Genomic DNA, 17888 nt, shown 5'->3' on the forward strand with positions numbered 1-17888 from the left:
AGCTTTAACTAAATTACCACACTTGAAAACGAACTTTTGCAAATAGATCGCGCAGTATTAATAGGAACGGGTATATATCAGTTCCCAATACATTAACGATAAAAAGGTAGAAGTAATGAGCCTAAGAACAGCCAGAAAGAATATTGTCAGCCGCGCAGTAATGTTTGCCCTTGCCGCAACATCAATGACTACAGTACAAGCAATTGCCCAAGAAGGCGCAGAAGAAGTTGAACGTATTGCCGTAACCGGTTCTCGTATTAGCAGAACAGATATCGAAACCGCTAGTCCAATCACAGTGATTTCTGCAGATTTTATCGCTAAAAGTGGTTTTACCTCAGTACAAGAAATATTAGCAATGCAACCTGCTGCGGCGGGTATGAGCTTAGGTGCTACCTCGAATAATGGTTCAGGTGGCTCAGCAACAGTTAACTTACGTGGTATGGGAACTCAACGTACGTTAGTGTTATTAAATGGTCGTCGTATGGTGGCTTCAGGTACAGGTGCTAATTCTTCCGTAGATTTAAATACTATTCCGGTATCAATGATCCAATCCATTGAAATCTTGAAAGATGGTGCTTCGGCGGTATATGGCTCAGATGCTATCGCTGGTGTAATTAACATTATCACCAAAAAAGATTTTGTAGGTACAGAAGTCACTGCTGATGGCAGCATTACCGACAAAGGTGATGGTGAAAGTGGCGGTTTTAGTATTTTACACGGCAGTGAATTTGCCGGTGGTAACCTAGTGCTTGGTGTGCAGTACTCAAAGCGTGGTGAAGTTATTCAGTCGGATCGTGATTTTGTGCCTGCAGGTGAGTCATCATTTATTCCCGGTGGTAGCTTAGGTGGCATGATGCCAGATGGTAATGGTGGCTTTAAACCACGTGACGAGAGTTATGATTATACCGATGATAGTTATGCACAAACGCCCAATGAATTGTTAAGTTTATTTACTAGCTTTAACAGTGAAATTGCTGACGATACCGAGCTTAGTATTGATCTTATGTATACGCGTCGTGAGTCAAATCAGCAAATGGCACCACAACCAGCAAATATCGACTTAGATACTGCATTGTTAGATGATAAATATACCGATCAATTTAAAGATGAAGATGGCAACACGCTAGACTCTTTAAATTATAGACGTCGTATGACTGATGCGGGTCCTCGTATTTATGGCCAAGAAACAGATACTTACCGAGCTTCAGTTGGTTTAACTGGTTATTTGAGTAATGATTCGCAGTGGGATATGTCAGTGACTTATGGCCGTAATGATTCAAAAGACAGTGTTGCTAACTCTATCCATGCCGGTAATATGGAAAAAAGTATCTACAACAATCAAGAAGATTGGTTCAGTGGCGACCCTATGGATAATGCCTTCCTAGCAAGTGAAGGCATTATGTACACTGAAAACAATGAAGGTGGTAACGAGCAATTTATCTTAGCCGCAGGTTATAGTGGTATTAATGACGCTGATATTGGTTATGCCATTGGTGTTGAAAGCCGTTTTGAAAGTGGCTACTACACCCCTGATCAAGTCACCCAAGACGGTGAAAGCACTGCGGCACAACAAGACCCAACTGAAGGTAACTATTCAGTACAATCTATTTATGGTGAAGTTTCAATACCTGTTACAGATTCATTCTCGCTAGAAGCAGCGACTCGTTACGATAACTACTCAACTTTTGGTGGCGCAGCCACGTGGAAGTTAGGAGCTACTTATACCATTATCGATGGTTTAATGTTTAGAGCAGTAGCGGCAACAGGCTTTAGAGCGCCAAGTGTTAGTGAATTATACAGTGGTAACTCAGGCTCTTTTGATTACTTAGATGATCCGTGGGGCAACGAACTAGACGCTCAAATTAAAGTTAATTATATCGGCGATGCCAATTTACAACCAGAAGAAAGTGAGTCATTCACTGCCGGTGTGGTATGGGAAGTCACTGAGGGTTTATCTACTACTGTAGATTACTGGTCGTTTGATATTACCAATGCCATTAGCCGGGTAAATGTGCAAGTTGAAATGGATAAGTGTAAGGCTGGAGACGCAACAGCATGTACAACCATTAATATCACCCAAGATGGTGATTTATCTAACATGACGGCAATGTTGACGAATATAGGTCATCAAAATACTTCCGGTATAGATTGGAATGTTAGCTACACTGCGGGCATCTTTAGAATAACGCTTGATACCACTTACTTGATAGAGTTTGAAGAAGACAATGTTTCCTATGAAGGTACCATTGATGGCAATATGGGTGGTTACTCGCAGTTAAAGTCTAACCTAAGTATTAGTGCTGATATCACTGAAGACTTAAACCTACTTTACACGGCTAACTACATTCAAGGTATGGACGGTGTTAACTACGAAGACGTATTTACCACGGATGACGTGGTCTATCACAATATATCAACAGCTTACCATGTTAATGATGCTTGGCAGGTAACCGGCGGTATCAAGAACTTATTTGATACTGAACCAGAAGAAGTACCAAATGGTAATGACATGAATACAGTACCCAACATTTATGATGTGGTCGGTCGTATTTTCTTTGTTAATACTTCTTACAAATTCTAAGTAGTATTCATTGCGGGTAATAATGGCTGATCTTCATTAAGTTGAATATCAGCCACTAAAATTTAAGGCGACTACTTAGTCGCCTTTTTTGATCGGTTTTATTGAAGCACTGCTTTATCGCCAGTTTGAGGGCTATTTAATTGTCGGCGTGGCTGGTATTCTGACTGGTTATTTGAGCGATTATTATCGAAACTGACTTACCGACAAAATAAATATTGTTTTAGCTCATCATTTCCCCACTCATTTACTGTTTTTACTCGTTTCCCAGTATTATTTAGGTATATAATGTTGATACAAAAAGCATGAACTAGGGTATTGCTTAGTCATGTGAACATCAAATAGCAGGAGTAATTTATTATGGGTGGCATCGGAATTTGGCAACTAGTTATTATTGCCGTGATTGTCGTGTTATTATTTGGCACTAAAAAGCTGCGTAATTTAGGTGGTGATTTGGGCTCAGCGATTAAAGGTTTCAAAAGTGCTATCGGTGAAGAGAAAGAGCAAAATAATAGTGTCGAAAAATCTAGTGCTGAAAAAAACTCGGATAGTTTAGCTGATAACTCTAGTAGTGCAGCAGAAGCAAGTAGTAAAGCCACCAGTAAGACTAAAGAAACCGATCAGGCTTAATTTATGTTTGATGTAGGTTTTTGGGAATTAATTCTTATTGCAATTATGGGCTTGGTTATTTTGGGTCCTGAGCGTTTACCCGTTGCAATTCGTACGCTGCGCAGCTGGATAACGGGTGCACGTAAATTTAGTGATACCGTTAAAGCTGAGCTTACTGAAGAGTTACGCATTCATGAGTTGCACGCTAATTTGAAAAAAGCCGAGCAAAGCAATTTACAAAACTTAAGTCCAGCAGTCGCCGAGTCATTAAAAACATTGCAAGAGGCGGCAGCCTCGGTCACTGAACCCTTTAAAAAAGTGGACAATCAAGCTTTAGATGCCATGATTTCCTCTTCGTCGCTATCTTCAGTGAATACTGAAGTGGAGCAAGACGATAGTGCTAAAAGCCCGAGTACCGATAGTGCAACGGTAGCCGAAACAAGTTCCGCAGCACAATCAGCTGAACAATCAACAAAAGTAGCTAACCCAGAAAGTGATAAACGCCAATCATGAGCACAGCCCCAGCACCTAGTGCCAGCCTATTTGATCACCTGTTAGAATTACGTAATCGTTTATTACGCGCCATTTTAGCGGTGTTAATTGTCTTTTGTTGCTTGGTATACTTTGCCCAAGATATTTACCAATATGTGGCACAGCCATTGTTAGCAACTATGCCTGAGGGCTCACAAATGATAGCAACCGATGTTGCTTCGCCGTTTTTTGCCCCCTTTAAATTAACCTTGGTATTATCACTCTTTATTGCTATGCCATTTGTCTTATATCAAATGTGGTCATTTGTGGCACCAGGTTTATACAGTAATGAAAAACGTTTGATTGTGCCATTAATGTTTGGTTCTACGCTACTGTTTTATAGCGGTATTGCTTTTGCTTACTTTATTGTTTTTCCAGTAGTGTTTACTTTTTTTGCTTCTGTAGTACCAGAAGGGGTGATGATTGCCACAGATATTAGTAGTTATCTGGACTTCATTTTAAAGCTCTTTTTTGCTTTTGGCGCGGCATTTGAGATCCCCATTGTTATCATTTTACTGTGTTGGACGGGTATAACGACACCTGATAGCTTAAGAGAAAAACGAGCCTATGTAGTGGTGGGTGCTTTTATTGTGGGCATGTTATTAACACCGCCTGATATTATTTCACAGACTATGTTGGCTGTGCCTATGCTGCTATTGTTTGAAGTGGGTATTATTATTGCTTCGTTTTATCATAAAGAAGACGAAGATAATTCAATTGATGCAAAAGAGAGTAAAGAATGACAGCAATGAATTTATTAACCGGTACCGCACTTATCAGCGGCTTGGTATTTCCCCTATTAGCATTAGGTCAGACGACTAATCTAGCTGCTGACATTAAGGTTTGTCGACAAATAAGCCAGGACCAAGCAAGATTAACTTGTTTTGATGCACTTAGTCAGCAAAAGCCATCAGTAAGCAAGCTAGCAAGTACATCGGTAACCGCTGGACAAGTGGCTTTAACTGCACAGCAAATTGATACTTTTGCTAAAGAGCAGGTAATAAAAACCAGTGAAGAACGCGCTAACGAAATAAATAGCATAACCCTAACCATTAGTAAATTATCTAAAACCATACGAGGACAGTGGAAAATAACCTTTGAAAACGGTCAGAAATGGCAACAAAAAGATAGCATTAAGTTTAAGTTAAAAATCGGCCAAGAGGTGATTTTAACCAAAGGTGCACTTAGTGCGGTATTTTTACAAAAAGAAAATGCCAATAAACGCATGAAAGTAAAAAGATTAAAATAGAGCGAGACTAGTTTGAATAACAACTTGTTAAAAGGTAATAACTTAACCGCTAAGACCTCAGCAGCTAAGGCCTCATCAAACAAGGCCTCATCAAACAAGGCCTTAATAGATGTAGGTGTTAATTTAACCAATAAACGCTTTGATAAAGATCGTGAAGCGGTAATTGCTCGCGCACAATCGGCAGCGCTCAGTGGTTTACTGATCACTGGGACTAGTGTTGTCGAAAGTCAAAAAGCCTTAGCACTGTGCCAGCAATACCAAACAGATTTTCCTAATTTTTTATATAGCACAGCCGGTGTTCACCCGCACGATGCTGACCATGTTTCAGTTGACTATATAGCTCAGCTCAAACAATTAGCCATGCACACACAGGTCAAAGCTATTGGGGAATGTGGTCTGGATTTTAATCGCAATTTTTCAACACCCGCCCAGCAAAAAATAGTTTTTAGCGAGCAGGTTGCTTTAGCGGCTGAATTACAAATGCCATTATTTTTACATCAAAGAGATGCTTTTGTACCCTGGTTTAATATTCTATCGCCCTACTTAGATAAAGTACCTGCCATGGTCGCTCACTGTTTTACCGGTTCGAAAAATGAATTAATGCAATGTATTAACGCTGATATGTATATTGGCATTACCGGTTGGCTATGTGATGAGCGCCGCGGTCAAGCCCTTCGTGACATTGTCAGTTTGATCCCGTTAAATCGTTTGTTAATTGAAACGGATGCGCCCTATTTAACGCCTAGAACGATCCGACCAAAACCGAAAAGTAGCCGCAACGAACCCAGTTATTTACCTTACATACTGAAAGAAATTACTAGCATTACCGGGCTTGACCAAGAAGAGATAGCTTGGCAAACTAGTCGTAATGCCGAAAAGGTGTTTAATTTTCCTACAAAAAGGAATTAATTTAAAATGAAGCCAGTCGTTATCGCTAAAATTACAGGTTATGCAGCTTTATTGATCTTGTATACTCCTGTGACTATGGCGGTTACCGCAGAGAGTAGCGAACCGCTATATTTTACTATGGGGTTTTTTTTTGGCAGCGTCATAACCGCCATCATTACTTGTTATTTAAGTCGGCATTTTCACAAAAAATATCAACAAATGTTATTGCAGCTTAAGTTAGCAAAAAACAATAACAAAATAGCCGAGCAAACCATGAAAAGCTTGACTGAAGAGCAACAAGACAGTCAAGATTTATTAGAAGAAAGGGTACAAGAGCGTACGCTAGAGCTTAATATAGCCTTGCAAGAATTAGAAAGTGCAAACCAAGAGCTTGAACGAAAAAATGTCCTAGATGAACTTACCGGCTTACATAACCGACGATTTTACGATCAAAAAATATTAGCCGAGTATCGCCGTAGTCGCCGTAATCTTACCCCTTTAAGTTTAGTGTTAATTGATATTGATCATTTTAAATTAGTGAATGATAATTATGGGCATTTAGCCGGAGATCAGTGTCTTATTTGGCTATCGAAACATATTAAGCAAAGCTTGAAGCGTAGCGCTGATAAAGCATTTCGTTATGGTGGTGAGGAATTTTGTCTCATTCTCCCTAATACCGATGTAGAAGGTGCACTACTCCTGGCTGAACAATTACGCTTGTTGTTAAATGAACAAGTTTTCATTTTCCAAGAAATCGAGATAGCGCTAACGATTAGTTGTGGTATTTGTACTTACCAGCAAGAAGTGGATATTGGCCCCGAACAAATTTTCTCTGGCGCTGATAAAGCGCTATACCAAGCAAAGAATAATGGTCGCAATCAAACGCAACAATATATTTTAACAGAATAATTTTTAGGAATGTTTATGTCTCTCAATGGTAGTTTGGCTTTTGGCCAATATCCTGCTCGTCGACTGCGCCGTATGCGTGTGGATGATCATACCCGTCGTTTAATGGCAGAATCTCAGTTAACGGTTAATGATCTCATTTACCCGGTTTTTGTACTTGAAGGGGAGAATCAGCGAGAGGCTATTGCTTCCATGCCGGGGGTTGAGCGTAAAAGTCTTGATCTTTTATTAGTAGAAGCACAAGAGTTGGTCGATTTAGGCATACCGGCCATTGCAATTTTCCCGGTAACGCCCAATGATAAAAAATCACTCATGGCTGAAGAAGCATATAACCCTGAAGGCTTGGCGCAACGTACAGTGCGTGCCCTTAAAGCTAATTTCCCACAACTCGCCGTTATTACTGATGTTGCGCTTGACCCTTTTACCACTCATGGACAGGACGGCATTATAAGTGATAGTGATGACAATAAAGCCGGTAAAACTGGCTATGTTTTAAATGATATCACCACAGATATTTTAACAAAACAGGCGCTATCACATGCCCAAGCTGGGGCAGATATTGTCGCACCATCAGATATGATGGATGGCCGTGTCGGCGCGATCAGGCAAGTATTAGAAGAAAATGGTTTTGTTAATACCAAAATTTTAGCTTACTCAGCTAAGTATGCCTCTAATTACTATGGCCCATTTCGTGATGCGGTCGGCTCAGCAGGCAACATTAAAGGTGGTAATAAACATAGTTATCAAATGGATCCTGCTAATAGTAATGAGGCTATGCATGAAGTTGCCCAAGACTTGGCCGAGGGTGCTGATATGGTCATGATAAAACCGGGTATGCCTTATTTAGACATAGTCCGTCGCGTTAAAGACACCTTTCAGGTACCTACTTATGCCTATCAAGTCAGTGGTGAATATGCCATGCATATGGCCGCTATTCAAAATGGCTGGTTAGAGGAGAAACCTTGTGTGATGGAAGGTTTGCTCGCTTTTAAACGAGCGGGAGCCGATGGGATTTTAACCTATTTTGCCAAGAAAGTTGCTCGCTGGTTAAAAGAAGACGCTTAAGTTTTACATTAAAACTTAACTTAAAAATTAATATAAATGCGCGATTTATTCGCGCTTTTTTTTGGCTAGTATTTGATTGAGTAGAATTATTTTAAGCCGATCACTATAGTTTTTTTGCCATTAATACTTTTTGACAAGACGGTCTGGTCATTAAATCCGCTAAATATTGCTCTATTTTCGGATAATCAGCTATCAGGTTAAAACCTGTCGGTAGGCAAGAGATATAATGCAACATGGGTGCTAATAAGGCATCAGCAATGGTGAACTCTGCGGCAGCGAGAGCTGTCTCTTCGCCTAACATCTTTTCAATGATAGCTAAAGTAGCTGCCGCTTTAGGTTGCACCTCTTTAACAACATCAAAGCGAACACTATTTTCTTTCCCTTTGGGAAAAGCAAACTCTAGCAGGTATTCTCTGACCAGTACCTTATCAATATCTATAGAGATTAGTGCACACAGAGCATCGTGTCGGGCAAAAGCAAAACTATCATTGGGCTGCAACGCCTTGTCTTTATCAAGGTATCGACAAATACTGGTTGTTTCCGGCAGAACTAAGCCGCCTTGAAGCGGGTTACCTGCAAGTAATACTGGTATTTTACCAAAAGGGTGCCAAATGTGGTGCTGTTCGCCTTGAAAGGTTATTTCTTTGCCATCCACCTCGATGCCAACGGTATATGCAAGCTGCTTTTCTTCACACACTAGCATCACCGTACGAACGAAATTAGAAAAGCTTGGCCCGTAGATGTGTATTGCTGCTGTCATTTTATTCTCCTTTATGTAAAATCTTCACTGTATAGACAATAATCTACTCATAATTAAAATATGTTCAAGAACATATTATAAAAATATGAAATACTATCTTTAGAATATGCAAGCAAGTGGAGCTTAGCCATGGCATGGCAAGAAACTCATAAAGAACAGTCCAAAGAAAGAATTTTAACCAGTGCAGCTATGCTCTTTACCCATCATGGTTTTGAACAGATATCCATTGATCAAGTGATGAAAAAAGCAGAGTTAACCCGAGGCGCTTTTTATAGTCACTTTAAATCAAAGAGTGATTTATACGCCCAAGCAATCAGTAAAGCTGCCACTGTCGCTTACCGGCGTAAGCCTGAAAATTGTCCGCAGACCATGAAAAATTTTGCTCAATATTATTTAAGTCCTGAGCATAGAGATGATCAAAATGAACAAGCATGCCCGTTAGCCTTTTTGCTATCAGATATAAGCCAAAAAGATGAGCAAGTAAAAGAGACTTACACCAAGACCCTACAAGCCTTTATCGGCCAAGCTCAAGCCTTAACTCCAACCCGAGAACAAGCGCTACAAAGCGTGGTGCTGATGATTGGTGGCTTGGCTTTATCTAGAGCATTAGCTGATAAAGACTTAAGTAATGAACTCTTAGCTGCTTGCCAAGTAGGGATTAGATCGCTAACAAGTAATGGGGAAAATGATGTCGGCTGAATTCAGTATAATATTAGTAAACGCAGTGATTATACTTATTGCTTATGTCTCTGTGTACCCGAAATTGGCCGGTAAAAACCTTAATAAAGTAGCGCTATTTGATTGCGTGGCTTCTGGCTTAGCCTTGGTTATTGTGGCAAGTAAATACTGGGGCACAAGTGTTGAGTTTGATTTTTTAATGGTTGAGCTAAATTGGTTTTGGTTTACCCTACTAAGTTATAGCGTCATTGAAATACCGGTAGCTTTGTGGTATTTCAAGGCTTCCTTTACTAAAGGCAGTTAAAGCTAAATAAGGCTACCGGCAAGATGAAAATTTGTTTAGATAATTTTAGCATCGGGGACTAATTCAAAAAGTAAGCCCTCACGAAGTGCGCCGCTAGATAGAGCTAATGTTTCAATATGCAGACATTCGAATAGGGCAATTAAAATGGCTAGACCACTGGCTAACACCGCTTTACGATCTGCTCTCAGCCCCGCAATATTGATATTATCTATGGTCTGGCAACTTATTAGCGTTTGTTGTATTTCATTAAGAAAGGTTAAGGTGATTATAGGTGTTTGCTGACGTTGCTTAAGTATCTCGATCATGGCTTGCATGGTGCCTGAGCGGCCTACAGCAGACTGCCAACCAAGTTGCATAAAGTCTTTGTTCACTGTGCTAATGACATTGGCCGCGGCGGCAATACCATGAGTAAAATTCTGCTGGTTAAGTATGCCACCAGTAAAGTATTTACTCATAAAGCTAACGCAGCCAATATTTAAACTAACTACTTTCTTTGCCGTACAGCCAGCGCCGACGATAATTTCAGTACTAGCACCGCCAATATCGAGCACTAATTTCTTAGCATGTGATTGCTGGGTAATGGTGGTAGAAGTGTGAGCAACCCCAGCATATATTGTTCTAGCTTCTTGCTCTCCGCTCAGTAATTTAATATTTTTGGGCAATATTTTCTTAGCGGCATCAAAAAACAGCTGATTATTTTCGGCAATACGTAATGCTGCTGTTGCGACAATAATAATATTGTTTACTGGAATCGTTTGTAGGTATAAGGAGAAGTTTTTAAGACAATCAAGGCCACGTAAAATGGCATCATCACTGAGTAGGTTATTACTATCTAATCCTGCGGCTAAGCGAACTTTTTGCTTAATTTTATTGACGATTTTTATTGATTTACCCTTTGGTCCGGTAACCAAACAGGTAATAAGTAGGTGGAAACTATTAGAACCTAAATCAACCACAGCGTAATGGTTATCATCATACTGTGGAATTACTTGATTTTGGCTCACTAAGTTACTCAATGTGCATTTATATCTAGGGGAAGCTAATTAGCTGCTGCGATTAGTATTGCCACCGCGATTTCCTGGTTTAGTATTATAGCGTCCGCCTTGTCTATTACCACCGGTTCTTGAGGTATTAGTCCTATGACGGCGTTGACGAGGTTTAGGTCTAGGTAAGTCAGTCAGTAAGGCATCATGATCATACTTAGTTACGGGTAGATCATGTTGAATATAAGTTTCAATTTCAGGTAAATTAAAGACATATTGTTCACACGCTAAACTGATGGCATGACCGCTTTCGCCTGCACGACCAGTACGACCAATGCGATGGACATAGTCTTCGCAATCATCAGGTAGATCATAGTTGAAAACATGCGTTACGCTGGGGATATGTAAACCCCGGGCAGCAACATCAGTTGCCACGAGAATATCTATTGTACCTTCAGTAAATTGCTCTAATATTTTCAAACGCTTTTTCTGTGGCACATCACCGGTTAATAAACCAACACGTATTTTATCGGCACTCAGATGGTCATAAACTTTTTCACAAACATGTTTGGTATTTGCAAAAACAATGGCTTTTTCAGGCCAATCTTCTTCAATCAATGTTTGTAACAAAGCCATCTTATCTTCGTTAGATGGATAGAAAAGCTCTTCACTGATGCGAATGTTAGTTTTTTGCTCAGGGGCAATTTCAACACTGGTTGGATCATTCATATGATCGAAGGCTAATTCTTTAACACGGAACGATAAGGTTGCCGAAAACAGCATGCTTAAACGTTCAGTAGCAGCAGGCATTTTATCAAACATATAACGAATATCTTTAATAAAGCCTAAATCAAACATTCTATCGGCTTCATCAAGTACGATGACTTCGATGTTGCTAAGGTTGTAAATGCCTTGTTTCAAGTAATCTATTAAGCGACCACAAGTACCAATAAGAATATCAACACCTTGTTCAAGTTCTAAGCGTTGACTTTCATAACCTTCACCCCCATATACAACACCAAGTCGTAAGCCAGTGCTTTTTGCCATTTCTTTAGCATCACGGTGAATTTGTATCGCTAATTCACGTGTTGGCGCCATTATCAAGGCTCTAGGTTGGTTATGTGTTGGCGCTTCTTTTTGTAGCAGATGATGAAAAGTAGCGGCTAGAAAGGCAAGGGTTTTACCTTCACCAGTTTGTGCTTGGCCAGCTATATCAGTGCCTTTTAGTAAAACGGGTAAAGACATCGCCTGAATAGGCGTACAATATTCGAAGCCCATGGCTTCTAATCCGGTCACTACTTGCGGAGCAAGATTTAGGTCAGCGAATTTTGTTTCAGTTAAGTGTGTTTTTTTCATGGCGCAAGCTTAACATTTTTGATTGCTAAATAGTGGCTTAAAAATTAATTAATTAGATTTTAGGGTATTACTAGTTAATTTATTCCAATGAAACATAAAACAGTATTGGCAAAGTAGTTAATCACGGTATAATTACCACAAAGGCGTTTTCGCCATAACAACGGAGAATATGATGAGCGATAAAATTGTTCAGCTAACTGATGATAGTTTTGAAGCAGATGTATTAAAAGCATCGGGTTTAGTATTAGTTGATTTTTGGGCTGAATGGTGTGGTCCATGTAAAATGATTGCCCCAGTACTTGACGATATTGCCACAGAATATGAAGGCAAAGTCACTATTGGTAAATTAAACATAGACCAAAACTCAGTGACACCACCTAAATACGGTGTCCGTGGTATTCCAACCTTATTACTGTTTAAAGACGGTGAAATCGCTGACACTAAAGTGGGCGCATTATCAAAAACTCAATTAAAAGAATTTTTAGATAAAAATTTGTAATTTTTAAAGCTTAAAAAGCCTGACAACTGCTACCTAAGTTAGCAGGCTTTTTTTTTTAACAGAAAAAATGTTCACTTACCTCTTCATTCAGCCTTTACCTAATCAGATTTTAGTGCTAAATTTAGCCCCTGAGTACACAATTACATCTCTTTATCTCTATTCTTATTGTAACAAATACATTTAATATACACTGTGCTGGCAATCGCCTAAGACACTATCACTTAAAATAGTTTAAGAAACCCCTATGAACCTTACCGAACTAAAAGAAAAATCCATTAATGAATTGGTTGAGCTTGCTGAGTCAATGAAGCTTGAAAACCTTGCTAGAACACGCAAGCAAGACATAATTTTTGCTATTTTAAAAGCACATGCTGAAGGTGATAATGACATTTTCGGCGGCGGTGTTTTAGAGATTTTACAAGATGGTTTTGGCTTTTTACGCTCAGCAGACTCGTCATACTTAGCAGGGCCAGATGATATTTATGTATCACCAAGCCAAATTCGCCGCTTTAGCATGCGAACAGGTGATACCATCCAAGGTAAAATTCGTTCGCCGAAAAAAGGCGAACGTTACTTTGCCTTATTAAAAGTCACTGAAATTAACTTTGATCGCCCTGAAAATGCACGTAATAAGATATTATTTGAAAACTTAACACCGATTCATCCAACCGATCGCTTCATCATGGAACGTGGTAATGGTTCAACAGAAGATATTACTGCACGTATTATTGATCTAGCCTCACCCATTGGTAAAGGCCAACGTGGTTTAATTGTTGCTCCGCCAAAAGCCGGTAAAACCTTATTATTACAAAATATCGCCCAAAGTATTGCTCATAATTATCCGGATGCCGAGCTAATGGTATTATTAATTGATGAGCGTCCAGAAGAAGTAACTGAAATGCAGCGCTTGGTGAAAGGTGAAGTTATTGCTTCTACCTTTGATGAACCAGCAAGTCGTCACGTACAAGTGGCAGAAATGGTCATTGAGAAAGCAAAACGTTTAGTTGAACATAAAAAAGATGTGATCATTTTATTAGATTCAATTACCCGTTTAGCCCGTGCCTACAACACAGTTATTCCTTCATCAGGTAAAATTCTATCTGGTGGTGTTGATGCTAATGCCTTGCACCGCCCCAAGCGTTTTTTTGGTGCAGCACGTAATATCGAAGAGGGTGGCAGCTTAACTATTATTGCTACCGCGCTAGTCGAAACGGGTTCTAAAATGGATGAAGTTATCTACGAAGAATTTAAAGGTACAGGTAATATGGAATTACACCTGTCACGTAAAATTTCTGAAAAACGTGTTTTCCCGGCCATTAATCTTAATCGCAGTGGTACACGTCGTGAAGAACTCATTACTAGACCCGATGAATTACAAAAAATGTGGATTTTACGAAAAATCGTCCATGAAATGGATGAAATAGGTGCGATTGAATTCCTAATCGACAAACTAGCCATGACCAAAACCAATGATGAGTTTTTTGATTCAATGAAGCGTAAATAATCGCAGCATTAATTACTCAGCCATAATTTATGAAAACCAGTCTTAATGACTGGTTTTTTTATTTTACCTTACCTCTTACTGGTAACTTAGATGAAATATAGTGATTTAAGAGACTTTATCAGTCAACTTGAAAAAATAGGCCAACTTAAGCGTATTACTCAGCCAATATCAACTCATTTAGCAATGACTGAAATCAGTGATAGAACGCTAAAAGCACAAGGGCCAGCCTTGCTTTTTGAAAATGCGGTTAATGAAAAGGGTGAACCCTATGCTATGCCGGTGCTGACCAACCTTTTTGGTACCACAGACAGAGTTGCCTTAGCCATGGGGCAAAAAAACTTTGGTGCTTTGCGCGATGTTGGTAAGTTACTGGCTATGCTAAAAGAGCCAGAGCCTCCCAAAGGTTTTCGTGATGCGTTAGGTAAAATACCTGTGTATAAACAAGTATTGAATATGCCAGTAAAGGTCATCAAAAAGCCATTATGCCAACAAATAGTGTTATCTGGCGATGACGTTGATTTAACGAAACTACCGATACAAACTTGTTGGCCTGGTGATGTCGCGCCATTAATTACTTGGGGGCTTACTATTACTAGAGGGCCTCATAAAGAGCGACAAAATCTCGGTATTTATCGTCAACAAGTACTCAGCAAAAATAAAGTCATCATGCGTTGGTTATCACATCGTGGTGGCGCTCTTGACTTTGAAGAATTCAAAAAAGAAAATCCAGGTGAGAGATACCCAGTGTCTGTTGCTTTAGGCGCCGATCCCGCCACCATTTTAGGTGCGGTAACGCCAGTACCCGATACGCTATCTGAATATGCTTTCGCCGGTTTATTACGTGGCGCTAGAACACAAGTTGCTAAATCCATCAGTAATGATTTAGAAGTGCCAGCTAGCGCTGAAATCATTTTGGAGGGGTATTTAGATCCAGATGAAACGGCGCCAGAAGGTCCTTATGGTGATCATACTGGTTATTATAATGAAGTAGATGTCTTCCCTGTATTTACCGTTACTCATATTACCATGCGCAAAGATGCTATTTATCACAGTACCTATACCGGTCGTCCGCCAGATGAACCTGCGATTCTAGGTGTTGCTCTTAATGAAGTATTCGTGCCTATTTTGCAAAAGCAATTCCCTGAAATTCAGGACTTTTATTTACCGCCAGAAGGTTGCTCTTATCGCCTTGCTATTGTCACTATTAAAAAGCAATATGCCGGTCACGCTAAGGTAGTAATGATGGGGGTTTGGTCATTCTTACGGCAGTTTATGTACACCAAGTTTGTCATAGTCTGTGATGATGATATTAATGCCAGAGATTGGAAAGACGTTATCTGGGCGATGACCACTCGGATGGATCCTAGTCGTGATACTGTTTTGATAGAAAATACGCCCATTGATTATCTTGATTTTGCCTCACCTGTTTCAGGGTTAGGCTCTAAAATGGGCCTAGATGCCACGAACAAATGGCCAGGTGAAACAGATCGTGAATGGGGTGAACCCATTGAAATGACACAGGAAATAAAAGACCAGGTTGATGAACTTTGGGATGAATTAGATATTATTTAACTATTATATAAAGTTTGCTGACTATACTTAGTTACAGTCGCAATGTTATCTTATTACCTCCTGGCAAAGATCAATTTGCTGATGAGAAATGACTAATAAAGTAGAAAAGGTTAAAGAATGAAGACAGTTAATTGTCAAATAGAATCGTTAACATCGTTAACTTCACACGTATATAAAGTACTTTTAAAGCCCAGTGAAAAAGTTGATTTTATTCCGGGGCAATATTTAAACTTTGTTATGAGTGAGGATGATAAACGTCCGTTTTCAATAGCCAGTTCACCACATAGTGATTTACTTGAATTACAAATTGGCGCTTTTGTCGCTGATAGTTACCCTATGCAAGTGATTGAACGTATTAAAGCGCGTCATGCTAGTGGTGAAGCGGTAACCATTGAAATAGCCGCAGGTCAGGCACAATTGCGTACGATGAGTGAACGACCATTATTATTACTTGCTGGAGGTACTGGTTTCTCTTATATCAAATCAATGTTTGAGTATTTGGCCGAACAAAAGTCACAGCGTCATATCAGGGTCTATTGGGGATTACGTGAAGAAAGTGCCATTTATGAACTAGAAAAAACTATTGCCACTATTGCTAAACTGCCGCACGCTAACTTTATTCCAGTCATCGAGAATGTGCAGGAAAATACGGCAAAGCCATGGCAAGGTAAAACGGGTTTAGTTCACCAAGCCGTAATGGATGACATTATTAGCCTAGAGCCTTACGATATTTATTTAGCGGGCCATTTTGACATGGTTGGTGCTATTCGTAGTGATTTTGTTGAGCATGGTGCCTTGTTAGAGCATATGTATGCCGATGCCTTTGCTTTTATCTAAGTTACCGCTAAGTATATAACTAAGCTAATAGATGAAAAAAGCACGTTAATGAGCGATCATTGACGTGTTTTTTGTTGCAGTCATCAAGAAAACATCTCCTATAGCCGAAGGTTTTATTAAAAGCTGGCCTTAGATAAATCTAACTGAGCAATGGTAATAACCGCTTGTGTACGGTTACGAACATCGAGTTTTCTGAAAATTGCCGTAGCATGGGCCTTAATTGTCGCTTCTGAAACATTTAAATCGTAAGCGATTTGTTTATTTAGCATGCCTTGGGCAAACATCATTAAGATACGGTATTGTTGTTGAGTTAAACTGGCAACGCGCTCAGCAACATTACTTTTACTGTTGTTACCTTGTGTTTGTTCAAAAGACGCGGGTAACCAGATATTACCTGACAATACCGCAACAATAGCCGCATAAATATCATTAACTGGCGTTGATTTGGGTATAAAACCAGCCGCACCATATTCCATGGATTTATTGATGGTGTCATGATCCTCATGAGCGGAGACGATAACCACAGGAATTTGTGGAAAGTGATTACGCACATGGATTAGGGTATTAAAGCCATGCGCACCGGGTATATTTAAATCCAGTAATAACAAATCGCTATCATTATGAGCCGTAAGCTGCTGTTCTAGTTCTTCAATCGTTTCTGCTTCAAGCCATGTAGTATAAGTTAGTTTGGCTTTTAATGTCCCTAATAAAGCTTGTCTAAATAAGGGATGATCGTCAGCTATTATTATTTTTTCTGGCTGAATCATAACAAGTATCCTAAATAATGATTGACCCATTCTAACGGAAAAATTTTTAATAACAAAGCTTAGTTAAGAATAGCCATTATCGTGCTATTGATAGCGTTATTTTGGGAGAGTAGTTTTGCTTATTGGTGGGCAGAACTGATCTGCAGCTGAGTCCCTGTAATTAGCGATGTTCTATTCTAACCTAGCAAGTATGCAAACATGTGCAAAGCTTACTTACAAAAAATTACCAGTAAGTTTATCTTATTATTTTCATTTACCAGCCGTGCTGTCACCCTGATGGAGTTTCTTCACTTTACTATGGTTTATTGTTTTACGCTTTTTTTACCTATTTTGCCGATGTCACTTTGAAAAATACCGCCACAGCAAATGAGCAGTGCCAACAGAAGCCATGATTTATTAGCATTGGTGATTATCGATATAGATCATTTTAAAGGCTATAACGATACTTTTGGCCATCCTGCCGGTGATGTTGCCCTTGTTGCACTAGCAAATTTATTAAAAATACAAATGAAGCGGGGTAACGATGCAGTTTTCCGCTTGGGTGGCGAGGAATTTGCACTGCTGTATCAAGGAAAAAGCGAACAGGCGGCAGTCAAGTTAATCGAAGATATTAGAGTTGCGGTAGAAAGCTTGGACCAATATTGTAATCTTGAAAAGAAAATAACCATATCTGCAGGGCTATTATTGATTAATTCGAAACAAAATATAGCGGTTGAAAGTGCCTATAAATTAGCGGATAAATTGTTATATCAAGCAAAAAATTCTGGGAGAAATAAGGTGGTAACATCAAACTGATAGCCTT

The 17888-nt window shown here is 39.5% G+C and carries 19 protein-coding genes; 15 read left to right on the plus strand and 4 right to left on the minus strand.

From position 1 onward, the window contains the following. Positions 1-115 precede the first annotated feature (115 nt). The 8 genes from ASU03_RS00555 to hemB all read left to right on the plus strand — a co-directional run bounded on the left by ASU03_RS00555 (position 116) and on the right by hemB (position 7826). Entirely contained in the window at positions 116-2581 is a 2466-nt protein-coding gene (locus tag ASU03_RS00555; protein ID WP_057829962.1) for a TonB-dependent receptor plug domain-containing protein, read from the plus strand. Between the two features lie 357 nt (positions 2582-2938). Then, entirely contained in the window at positions 2939-3208 is a 270-nt protein-coding gene (gene tatA / locus ASU03_RS00560; protein ID WP_057829963.1) for a twin-arginine translocase TatA/TatE family subunit, read from the plus strand. Between the two features lie 3 nt (positions 3209-3211). Next, positions 3212-3700 carry a Sec-independent protein translocase protein TatB gene (tatB, locus tag ASU03_RS00565; protein ID WP_057829964.1) on the plus strand — a complete coding sequence of 163 codons (489 nt, stop codon included), beginning with the start codon at positions 3212-3214 and terminating at the stop codon, positions 3698-3700. Next, the gene (gene tatC, locus ASU03_RS00570) at positions 3697-4461 is read left to right on the plus strand and encodes a twin-arginine translocase subunit TatC (RefSeq protein WP_057829965.1); all 765 of its coding nucleotides are present in this window, start codon (positions 3697-3699) and stop codon (positions 4459-4461) included. Before tatB ends, tatC begins: the two co-directional genes overlap by 4 nt. Then, positions 4458-4967 carry a hypothetical protein gene (locus ASU03_RS00575; RefSeq protein WP_057829966.1) on the plus strand — a complete coding sequence of 170 codons (510 nt, stop codon included), beginning with the start codon at positions 4458-4460 and terminating at the stop codon, positions 4965-4967. The genes tatC and ASU03_RS00575 overlap by 4 nt, the downstream gene beginning before the upstream one ends. A gap of 105 nt (positions 4968-5072) precedes the next feature. Next, positions 5073-5876, plus strand: coding sequence for a TatD family hydrolase (locus ASU03_RS00580; RefSeq protein ID WP_057830103.1), 804 nt, complete (start codon positions 5073-5075; stop codon positions 5874-5876). 6 nt (positions 5877-5882) lie between these two features. Then, positions 5883-6764: a GGDEF domain-containing protein gene (locus ASU03_RS00585; RefSeq protein ID WP_231731454.1), complete on the plus strand. Its 882-nt coding sequence runs from the start codon at positions 5883-5885 to the stop codon at positions 6762-6764. Between the two features lie 15 nt (positions 6765-6779). Then, a complete protein-coding gene (gene hemB / locus ASU03_RS00590) occupies positions 6780-7826 on the plus strand; it encodes a porphobilinogen synthase (protein ID WP_057829967.1) in 1047 nt (348 codons plus the stop codon). A 103-nt stretch (positions 7827-7929) separates the two neighbouring features. On the opposite strand, the gene ASU03_RS00595 is transcribed toward hemB, so the two are convergent. Beyond that, complete coding sequence (locus ASU03_RS00595) at positions 7930-8586, minus strand: glutathione S-transferase family protein (protein WP_057829968.1); 657 nt, start codon at positions 8584-8586, stop codon at positions 7930-7932. 129 nt (positions 8587-8715) lie between these two features. Between ASU03_RS00595 and ASU03_RS00600 the strand changes: the two genes are divergently transcribed. After that, complete coding sequence (locus tag ASU03_RS00600) at positions 8716-9285, plus strand: TetR/AcrR family transcriptional regulator (RefSeq protein WP_057829969.1); 570 nt, start codon at positions 8716-8718, stop codon at positions 9283-9285. A gap of 25 nt (positions 9286-9310) precedes the next feature. Further along, positions 9311-9568 (plus strand): hypothetical protein, encoded by a 258-nt coding sequence (locus tag ASU03_RS00605; RefSeq protein WP_231731455.1) that lies wholly within the window; start codon positions 9311-9313, stop codon positions 9566-9568. A gap of 35 nt (positions 9569-9603) precedes the next feature. Here the strand turns inward: ASU03_RS00605 and ASU03_RS00610 are convergent, their stop codons facing one another. Beyond that, a complete protein-coding gene (locus tag ASU03_RS00610; protein ID WP_082627078.1) occupies positions 9604-10572 on the minus strand; it encodes a Ppx/GppA phosphatase family protein in 969 nt (322 codons plus the stop codon). A gap of 39 nt (positions 10573-10611) precedes the next feature. Beyond that, entirely contained in the window at positions 10612-11907 is a 1296-nt protein-coding gene (gene rhlB, locus ASU03_RS00615) for an ATP-dependent RNA helicase RhlB (RefSeq protein WP_057829972.1), read from the minus strand. A gap of 172 nt (positions 11908-12079) precedes the next feature. On the opposite strand from rhlB, the gene trxA reads away from it, so the two are divergent. The 4 genes from trxA (at position 12080) to fre (ending at position 16319) form a co-directional block, all read left to right on the plus strand. Beyond that, a complete protein-coding gene (gene trxA, locus ASU03_RS00620; protein WP_057829973.1) occupies positions 12080-12406 on the plus strand; it encodes a thioredoxin TrxA in 327 nt (108 codons plus the stop codon). Positions 12407-12650: 244 nt separating this feature from the next. Then, positions 12651-13910 carry a transcription termination factor Rho gene (rho, locus tag ASU03_RS00625; RefSeq protein WP_057829974.1) on the plus strand — a complete coding sequence of 420 codons (1260 nt, stop codon included), beginning with the start codon at positions 12651-12653 and terminating at the stop codon, positions 13908-13910. Between the two features lie 90 nt (positions 13911-14000). Beyond that, complete coding sequence (gene ubiD, locus ASU03_RS00630; RefSeq protein WP_057829975.1) at positions 14001-15482, plus strand: 4-hydroxy-3-polyprenylbenzoate decarboxylase; 1482 nt, start codon at positions 14001-14003, stop codon at positions 15480-15482. Positions 15483-15599: 117 nt separating this feature from the next. Beyond that, positions 15600-16319 (plus strand): NAD(P)H-flavin reductase, encoded by a 720-nt coding sequence (fre, locus tag ASU03_RS00635; RefSeq protein ID WP_057829976.1) that lies wholly within the window; start codon positions 15600-15602, stop codon positions 16317-16319. Positions 16320-16435: 116 nt separating this feature from the next. Here fre and ASU03_RS00640 read toward each other — a convergent pair whose 3' ends face one another. Next, positions 16436-17086, minus strand: coding sequence for a response regulator transcription factor (locus ASU03_RS00640; protein ID WP_082627079.1), 651 nt, complete (start codon positions 17084-17086; stop codon positions 16436-16438). Positions 17087-17452: 366 nt separating this feature from the next. On the opposite strand from ASU03_RS00640, the gene ASU03_RS00645 reads away from it, so the two are divergent. Beyond that, positions 17453-17881 carry a GGDEF domain-containing protein gene (locus tag ASU03_RS00645; RefSeq protein WP_057829978.1) on the plus strand — a complete coding sequence of 143 codons (429 nt, stop codon included), beginning with the start codon at positions 17453-17455 and terminating at the stop codon, positions 17879-17881. Positions 17882-17888: the final 7 nt, after the last annotated feature.

The sequence above is a fragment of the Colwellia sp. TT2012 genome, from assembly GCF_001440345.1.
GTDB lineage: Bacteria > Pseudomonadota > Gammaproteobacteria > Enterobacterales > Alteromonadaceae > Colwellia.

Coding starts and splice junctions, on each gene's coding strand:
- ASU03_RS00585 (WP_231731454.1), top strand. CDS start 5,883: ATGAAGCCAGTCGTTATCGCTAAAATTACAGGTTATGCAGCTTTATTG.
- ASU03_RS00645 (WP_057829978.1), top strand. CDS start 17,453: ATGAGCAGTGCCAACAGAAGCCATGATTTATTAGCATTGGTGATTATC.
- tatA (WP_057829963.1), top strand. CDS start 2,939: ATGGGTGGCATCGGAATTTGGCAACTAGTTATTATTGCCGTGATTGTC.
- rhlB (WP_057829972.1), bottom strand. CDS start 11,907: ATGAAAAAAACACACTTAACTGAAACAAAATTCGCTGACCTAAATCTT.
- tatC (WP_057829965.1), top strand. CDS start 3,697: ATGAGCACAGCCCCAGCACCTAGTGCCAGCCTATTTGATCACCTGTTA.
- ASU03_RS00640 (WP_082627079.1), bottom strand. CDS start 17,086: ATGATTCAGCCAGAAAAAATAATAATAGCTGACGATCATCCCTTATTT.
- ASU03_RS00600 (WP_057829969.1), top strand. CDS start 8,716: ATGGCATGGCAAGAAACTCATAAAGAACAGTCCAAAGAAAGAATTTTA.
- trxA (WP_057829973.1), top strand. CDS start 12,080: ATGAGCGATAAAATTGTTCAGCTAACTGATGATAGTTTTGAAGCAGAT.
- ASU03_RS00555 (WP_057829962.1), top strand. CDS start 116: ATGAGCCTAAGAACAGCCAGAAAGAATATTGTCAGCCGCGCAGTAATG.
- fre (WP_057829976.1), top strand. CDS start 15,600: ATGAAGACAGTTAATTGTCAAATAGAATCGTTAACATCGTTAACTTCA.
- rho (WP_057829974.1), top strand. CDS start 12,651: ATGAACCTTACCGAACTAAAAGAAAAATCCATTAATGAATTGGTTGAG.
- ASU03_RS00575 (WP_057829966.1), top strand. CDS start 4,458: ATGACAGCAATGAATTTATTAACCGGTACCGCACTTATCAGCGGCTTG.
- tatB (WP_057829964.1), top strand. CDS start 3,212: ATGTTTGATGTAGGTTTTTGGGAATTAATTCTTATTGCAATTATGGGC.
- hemB (WP_057829967.1), top strand. CDS start 6,780: ATGTCTCTCAATGGTAGTTTGGCTTTTGGCCAATATCCTGCTCGTCGA.
- ASU03_RS00595 (WP_057829968.1), bottom strand. CDS start 8,586: ATGACAGCAGCAATACACATCTACGGGCCAAGCTTTTCTAATTTCGTT.
- ubiD (WP_057829975.1), top strand. CDS start 14,001: ATGAAATATAGTGATTTAAGAGACTTTATCAGTCAACTTGAAAAAATA.